The following is a 6,641-nucleotide window of genomic DNA, read 5'->3' as shown; positions in this document are numbered from 1 at the left end:
TGGAGGGGCAGCGGGTCGCAGGAGGTCACCAGCTCGCGCAGCGGATGCCGGGTGAGGACCTCGGTCACCTCCGGCGTGAGCGCCGCCGCCAGCCGTGTCATGACGGGCAGTGAGTCGTCCTCCATCACCCGCACGGCGTCCAGCACCGTCGCGCGTTCCGGCCCCTCGGGCACCCCGGCCGCGGCGCGGGCGTGCAGCTCGGCGCCCTCCTCCAGGACCAGCCCGGCGTCGATCCCGGCCGGCACCTTGATGGAGGCCGTGTGCCGCCAGGTGGCGACCGGGTCGCTCCAGGCCTCCACGTGATAGGTCCACCGCCCCGGCGCACCCGGCGTCACCTCGGCGCCCCAGCGGTCGGTGCCGGGAGCCAGCTCCCGCATCGGCGTCCACGGACCCGGACGGCCCTCGGGATCGGTCAGCACCACGTTGGCGGCCACGGCGTCGTGGCCCTCGCGGAACACGGTGGCGGTGACCTGGAACGTCTCGCCGGTCACCGCCTTGGCCGGGCGCTTGCCGTACTCCACGGCCGGACGCACGTCCCGCACCGGAACGCGGCCGATGACCGCGGTCGGACTCGGGGTCGAACTCATGGTGTCACCTCCACAGTGCTTGCGGCCGGGCTCGCGCCCGGCCGGGAACCGGATACCGCTGGGTGCGGGGCGCTGGGGCCGTTACGCCCCGGCCGGGGACGCCGTCTCGCCGGTGCGGACCTCCGCCGGCCGCTTCTCCGCGGCCCGCGCCTCCGTCGCCCGGACCGTGCCGGGCCTGTGGCGGCCGCGTCCCGCGACCGCCGCCACATGCGGCCGCGGAGCGCTCTGCTCACGCAGATACGTGACGACGTTGGTGCGCAGATAGCGCTCCGCGGCGTCCGCCGCCTCCCGTGCGCAGCGCTTGCCCATCAGCACGCACAGGGTGTAGCCGGCGTCCTCGAACGTGACTCGCACCCTGCGGTCCTCGGGAGACGCGAGCATCGCGCGTTCCCACGCCCGGTAGCGCCGCAGATGCCGGGCGACTTCGGTCTTGGCGGGTAGCAGCATGGCGCCGTTCACCTTTCGGAAGCGCTCGATGGGCACGTTTCCCCGACGATCGGGGCGGAGACCGCGCACGCACAGGCACGGGTCCCGTTCACGGCGCTCGAGACTTTCACTCATGGTGCACGTTCAACGACTCACCGTCCTGTTGGGACTTCAACCAGCGCCTCGGCACGTTCGCCCCGGTCGGAGCCGCTCGTGTTGCACGAATGGCGTAGCGGCCGCAGGGTGGATCTGACTCAGAGGCAACACATGCTCACGCTTCGTGCTCGGGGATTCGCCCACAGGGGCGGAACGGGGAGCGCGAGCCCCGCCGGTGAGGAGCCAACGACGATGAAGACCGCAGTGCCCTGCTACTACCACCTCGACGTGGAAGTCAGCCCGGAACGGGTCGGCCAGGTCAGGCGCATCCTGGCCGCGCACCTTCGGTTCTGGGACCTGGAGGATCTCGTCGAACCCGTGTGCGGCGGCGCCGAGATGCTGCTGAAGGCCATCGACGAACACGCGAGGGACAAGCACACGTCCATCGAGATGTGGTGGACCGGCCAGCACCTCATCACCGCGGTCGGGGAGAACAACCACGATCTGCGTCCCGACCAGGACCTGCGCGCCTGCCTGGCCCGCATCGCGGCGACGAGCGACGGCTGGGGGTGCTGCGCCGCCGAGACCGGCAGCAAGATCATCTGGTTCTCGCAGCGGGCCCGTGCCGGAGTGCGCGTCCCGTTGGTCCCGAAGGCTCCGACCCCCACCCTCACCGAGGGCCTCAAGACCCCGCGCGAACTGCCGGTCGTCACCCTCGCCCAGCCCGCCCGCGGCCCCCTGGACGTCCTGGAGGCGGCCCGGTGACGGGGCGCAAGAGACGCAAAGGGGTGCCCGTTCCCGTGTGGAGCGGGCACCCCTACCCGCTGGGGGCCGCCTACGACGGCGAGGGCACCAACTTCGCGCTGTTCAGCGAGGTCGCCGACCGCGTGGACCTCGTCCTCGTGGACGACGCCGGCGCCCACCGCGCCGTCCCCCTCACCGAGGCCGACGGCTTCGTGTGGCACGGCTATCTGCCCGGCGTCGGACCCGGCCAGCGCTACGGCTACCGGGTGCACGGCCCCTGGCACCCGGCCGCCGGCCACCGCTGCAACCCGAAGAAGCTGCTCCTGGACCCCTACGCGCGGGCCGTGGACGGGCGGATGGACGAGCACCCCTCGCTCTACGAACGCGCCCCGCACGGCCCCGACCCCGCCGACAGCGCAGGGCGCACCATGCTCGGCGTCGTCACCGACCCGGCCTTCGACTGGGGCGACGACCGCCCGCCGCGGCGCGCCTACTCCGACAGCGTGATCTACGAGGCGCACGTGCGCGGGCTCACCCGCACCCACCCCGACGTCCCGCCCGAGCTGCGCGGCACCTACGCCGGGCTCGCCCACCCCGCGGTGATCGAGCACCTGACCAAGCTCGGGGTCACGGCGGTCGAACTGATGCCGGTGCACCAGTTCGTCCACGACGGCGTTCTCCAGGGCCGGGGCCTGACCAACTACTGGGGTTACAACACCATCGGCTTCTTCGCCCCGCACAACGACTACGCCGCCCACGGCACCCGCGGCCAGCAGGTCACCGAGTTCAAGTCGATGGTCAAGGCGCTGCACGCGGCCGGTCTCGAGGTGATCCTCGACGTGGTCTACAACCACACCGCCGAGGGCAACGAGAAGGGCCCCACGCTCTCCTTCCGGGGCATCGACAACGCCTCGTACTACCGCCTCGTGGACGGCGACTGGGCGCACTACTACGACACCACCGGCACGGGCAACAGCCTGCTGATGCGCCACCCCTACGTGCTCCAGCTGATCATGGACTCGCTGCGCTACTGGGTCACCGAGATGCACGTGGACGGCTTCCGCTTCGACCTCGCGGCCACGCTGGCCCGGCAGTTCCACGAGGTGGACCGGCTCTCGGCGTTCTTCGACCTGATCCAGCAGGATCCGGTGATCAGCCGCGTCAAGCTGATCGCGGAGCCCTGGGACGTCGGCGAGGGCGGCTACCAGGTGGGCAACTTCCCGCCCCTGTGGTCGGAGTGGAACGGCCTGTACCGCGACGCGGTACGGGACTTCTGGCGCGGTGAGGAGCACACCCTCGGCGACTTCGCGTCCCGGCTGACCGGCTCCTCCGACCTGTACGCCCACAACCGGCGCCGGCCGCGCGCCAGCGTCAACTTCGTCACCGCGCACGACGGGTTCACCCTGCGCGACCTCGTCTCGTACAACGAAAAGCACAACGAGGCCAACGGCGAGGGCAACCGGGACGGCGAGAGCAACAACCGGTCCTGGAACTGCGGCGCCGAGGGCGACACCGACGACCCCGCGATCCTCGAACTGCGCGCCCGTCAGCAGCGCAACTTCCTCGCCACGCTGCTGCTCTCGCAGGGCATCCCGATGCTCTGCCACGGCGACGAGCTGGGCCGCACCCAGGGCGGCAACAACAACGCCTACTGCCAGGACAACGAGGTCTCCTGGATCGACTGGCGGCTGACCGGGGAGCAGCGCCGGCTCGCCGACTTCACCCGCCACGTCATCGGCCTGCGCACCGCCCACCCCGTGCTGCGCCGCCGCCGGTTCTTCCAGGGCGAGACGGCGACCCGCGACGACCAGCCGCTGCCCGACCTGGTGTGGCTGCTGCCGGACGGCCACGAGATGGCCGAGGAGGACTGGCAGCGCTCCGACGCGCACTCCCTGATGGTCTTCCTCAACGGCGACGCGATCGCCGAACCCGATCCGCACGGCCGGCCCGTGGTGGACGACTCGTTCCTGCTGCTGCTCAACGGCTACTGGGAACCGGTCGACTTCCGGCTGCCCGGCCCCGCCTACGGCGACCGCTGGACCGCGCTCATCGACACCGCCGAACCGCAGGGTCCCCCGGACGAGGCGGAGCACAAGCCCGGCGGCGAAGTGTGCGTGGAGGCGCGCAGCCTGGTCCTGCTGTCCCGCCCGCCGCGCACGAAACGGCCCGGCTGACGGGGGCCGCACGGGCCGGAGCGCCGTACAGGCCGGGGGCCGCCCCCGGCCTGTACGGGGGAAGCGGGCGAGGGGGGTGTCAGGCCTCGCGGCGGGAGGTGACCGTGAACTGCGCCCCGTCGGCGTCGCGCAGCACGACCTCCTCGGGGCCCTCGCGCAGGACGCTGCCGCCGTGGCTCTCGGCGGCCCGCGCGCAGGCGGCCACGTCGGCGACCCGGAAGTGGATCTGCCAGTGCGGCCGGATCGTGGGATCGGGGGCCGCCCCCAGCGCCCCCGACTCGATGCGGGCCACGATCTCGCCGTGGCTGCGCAGCACCACTTCCTCGCCCTCGTAGCGGACCTCGACGCAGCCCGGCCGCTCGGAGGCCCAGTCCAGGACCTCGCCGTAGAAGATCGCGGCGTCGAAGGCGTCCCGGGTGTGCAGCCGGATGAAGGCCGGCGCGGCCTTGCGCCAGGTCTCCCAGTCGGTGAACAGGTCGCCCTCCCAGATCCCGAAGGTCGCGCCGTCCCGGTCGGCCAGCAGCGCGGCCCGCCCGGGCGGCAGGGAGATCGGGCCGACGGCCGCCGTGCCGCCGCGCTCCTGCGCCCGCGAGACCGCGTCGTCCGCGCTCGGCACCGCGAAGTACGGTGTCCACGCCACCGCCATCTGCCACATCGAGGCCACCGCCGCGATCCCGGCCACCGGCGCCCCGTCGACCAGGGCGATGCGGAAGCGGTCGCCGAGCTTGGCCGAGCGCCACTCCCAGCCCAGCACCGCCCGGTAGAACTCCTCCGTCGCCTCCAGATCGCGGCTGGTCAGACTGACCCAGCACGGCGCACCGCACACCGTCCGGGTGGAGACGACGCCGGCGGAGGGGGTGTCGGAGGGTGTCGCGTCGTGGTTCATGGCACGTCCTGGTCTCGTCGGCCGGTGGCCACCGGTCAGACACCAGTGTCCGACCGGCGCCCCGGGGGCGCCTGCCGAGTACCCTCCGCGTGTCCCCGAAACGGCGGCCGGGCGGCCCCGGAGCGGGGTGCGGGCGGCTGGTGCCGCACCTGCGTGCTTCACCTGTGCGGCCTACCGCCTCGGCTCGATCCGCACGGGTCACTCGTCCGGCGCACCGGTCCGGCTCACTCGACCGGTGGGGGGTACGGCCCACTCGGCGGGCCTGTTCGCAGGGCAGGCCGTCCGGTTCGCCCGAACGTCAGAACTCGCCGGGGGGACTCGCCCGCCGGGTTACTCTCCGCCGGGGGCTCGTCCCCACCTCTCGCCCTCACCCCGTCTCGGCCAGCAGCTCCTCGCGCAACTGTGCGAAACAGCCGCTGAGCAGGCGGGACACGTGCATCTGCGAGATGCCGAGCTGCTGCGCTATCCGGCTCTGCGTCATCCCCCGGAAGAACCGCAGGTAGAGGATCATGCGCTCGCGCTCGGGCAGCGCCTCCAGGCAGGGCCGTACGGCCACCCGGTCCACCACGAGGTCGTAGCGCGGGTCGGCCTCGCCGAGACCGTCGCCGAGCGCGTAGCCGTCGGTCCCCGGGACCTCGGCCTCCAGCGACAGCGCGGCGAAGCAGTCCAGGGCCTCCATGCCGGTGCGCACGTCGGCCACGCTCAGTTGGGTGAACTCGGCGATCTCGGCGACGGTCGGCGGCCGGCCCGGCGTCGTCTGGGCCAGCTCCTTGGCGGCCCGCCGCACCCGGTTGCGCAGGTCCTGCACCCGGCGCGGCACGTGCAGGGTCCACATGTGGTCGCGGAAGTGCCGCTTGATCTCGCCGGTCACGGTCGGCACGGCGTACGCCTCGAACGCGTAGCCGCGCGCGGGATCGTAGTGGTCGACGGCCTTCACCAGGCCGAGTGCCGCCACCTGGTACAGATCCTCCAGGGCCTCGCCGCGCCCGCGGAACCGGACCGCGATCCGCTCGGCCATGGGCAGCCACACCTGGACCAGATCGTCCCGCAGCGCCTTGCGCTCGGGGCCGTCGGGCAGCGTCGCGAGCCGCTGGAAGGCCGCCGCGGTGTCTGGGGCGTCGTCGTGCGGGTGGGACTTGGTTCTGCCGGTGGTACGCATACGCTGCGCCTCCCTCAGCAGGTGCTGGATGGACGGACACCGCGGGAGACGTGGGCACGGGGCTCCCGGAGGACATCGGGGCCCCGGCGCGCCGGCTCCCACGGACGTGCCTCCGGTCCGAAGCACTGGAATGCGGAGTACCGAGGCCGGGGATTTCGGAACCGTTCCGAAATGCGCCCGACCGTACACGGCCGCATGAACCTCAATTCTCGACCCGACCCCGGCGAATCGCCACCGCAGGGGAATGCTGCGCAATTCAAGAACGGGGAAAGGCGTGGCGCGGCGGGCCACCGGGGGTCCGCGGGGCGGTCGCCGGTCCGCGGGCCGCGCGGGCGAGCCGCCGGGCGGCCCGCCCGCGCGGCCCGCGATCCGGCCGGGGGCGGAGGCCCAAGCCGGGCGGGCTGCCGGCGGATCCGGGCCCCGGGTGCCGGGAGCCACGGGTGGTCGGGCCCGGTGACCGCCGGCCGTGGGGCCGCGCGGGGCGCGGAGCCGCGCGCGGGCGCTCGTCTGTCCGCACCGCCCCTCGGGCCCCGGCCGTCCGCCCGGCGCGCCCCGGGCGGTGGTCCGCG

Annotated in this window: 6 protein-coding genes; 2 read left to right on the top strand and 4 right to left on the bottom strand. The window is 73.3% G+C overall.

Going from position 1 to position 6,641, the window contains the following annotated elements:
- Nucleotides 1–587, bottom strand: a 587-nt coding sequence (locus AB0N63_RS35980) for a maltotransferase domain-containing protein (RefSeq protein ID WP_365536214.1), incomplete at its 3' end; no start/stop codon positions are given.
- 81 nt (nucleotides 588–668) lie between these two features.
- Nucleotides 669–1,034 carry a DUF5133 domain-containing protein gene (locus AB0N63_RS35975; protein ID WP_365536212.1) on the bottom strand — a complete coding sequence of 122 codons (366 nt, stop codon included), beginning with the start codon at nucleotides 1,032–1,034 and terminating at the stop codon, nucleotides 669–671.
- Nucleotides 1,035–1,361: 327 nt separating this feature from the next.
- Between AB0N63_RS35975 and AB0N63_RS35970 the strand changes: the two genes are divergently transcribed.
- Together AB0N63_RS35970 and glgX are read left to right on the top strand one after the other, a co-directional pair.
- The gene (locus AB0N63_RS35970) at nucleotides 1,362–1,874 is read left to right on the top strand and encodes a pep a2 (RefSeq protein WP_365536210.1); all 513 of its coding nucleotides are present in this window, start codon (nucleotides 1,362–1,364) and stop codon (nucleotides 1,872–1,874) included.
- Nucleotides 1,871–4,027 carry a glycogen debranching protein GlgX gene (gene glgX, locus AB0N63_RS35965; RefSeq protein WP_365536208.1) on the top strand — a complete coding sequence of 719 codons (2,157 nt, stop codon included), beginning with the start codon at nucleotides 1,871–1,873 and terminating at the stop codon, nucleotides 4,025–4,027. Before AB0N63_RS35970 ends, glgX begins: the two co-directional genes overlap by 4 nt.
- A gap of 79 nt (nucleotides 4,028–4,106) precedes the next feature.
- Here the strand turns inward: glgX and AB0N63_RS35960 are convergent, their stop codons facing one another.
- Both AB0N63_RS35960 and AB0N63_RS35955 read right to left on the bottom strand, forming a co-directional pair.
- The gene (locus AB0N63_RS35960; protein ID WP_365536206.1) at nucleotides 4,107–4,913 is read right to left on the bottom strand and encodes a VOC family protein; all 807 of its coding nucleotides are present in this window, start codon (nucleotides 4,911–4,913) and stop codon (nucleotides 4,107–4,109) included.
- A 367-nt stretch (nucleotides 4,914–5,280) separates the two neighbouring features.
- Complete coding sequence (locus AB0N63_RS35955) at nucleotides 5,281–6,072, bottom strand: SigB/SigF/SigG family RNA polymerase sigma factor (protein WP_365536204.1); 792 nt, start codon at nucleotides 6,070–6,072, stop codon at nucleotides 5,281–5,283.
- Nucleotides 6,073–6,641 lie beyond the last annotated feature (569 nt).

The organism is Streptomyces sp. NPDC093260, assembly GCF_040683715.1.
GTDB classification, from domain to species: Bacteria; Actinomycetota; Actinomycetes; order Streptomycetales; family Streptomycetaceae; genus Streptomyces; species Streptomyces sennicomposti.
This window is presented reverse-complemented; position numbering and strand designations above follow the sequence as displayed.

Coding starts and splice junctions, on each gene's coding strand:
- AB0N63_RS35975 (WP_365536212.1), bottom strand. CDS start 1,034: ATGCTGCTACCCGCCAAGACCGAAGTCGCCCGGCATCTGCGGCGCTAC.
- AB0N63_RS35970 (WP_365536210.1), top strand. CDS start 1,362: ATGAAGACCGCAGTGCCCTGCTACTACCACCTCGACGTGGAAGTCAGC.
- AB0N63_RS35960 (WP_365536206.1), bottom strand. CDS start 4,913: ATGAACCACGACGCGACACCCTCCGACACCCCCTCCGCCGGCGTCGTC.
- AB0N63_RS35955 (WP_365536204.1), bottom strand. CDS start 6,072: ATGCGTACCACCGGCAGAACCAAGTCCCACCCGCACGACGACGCCCCA.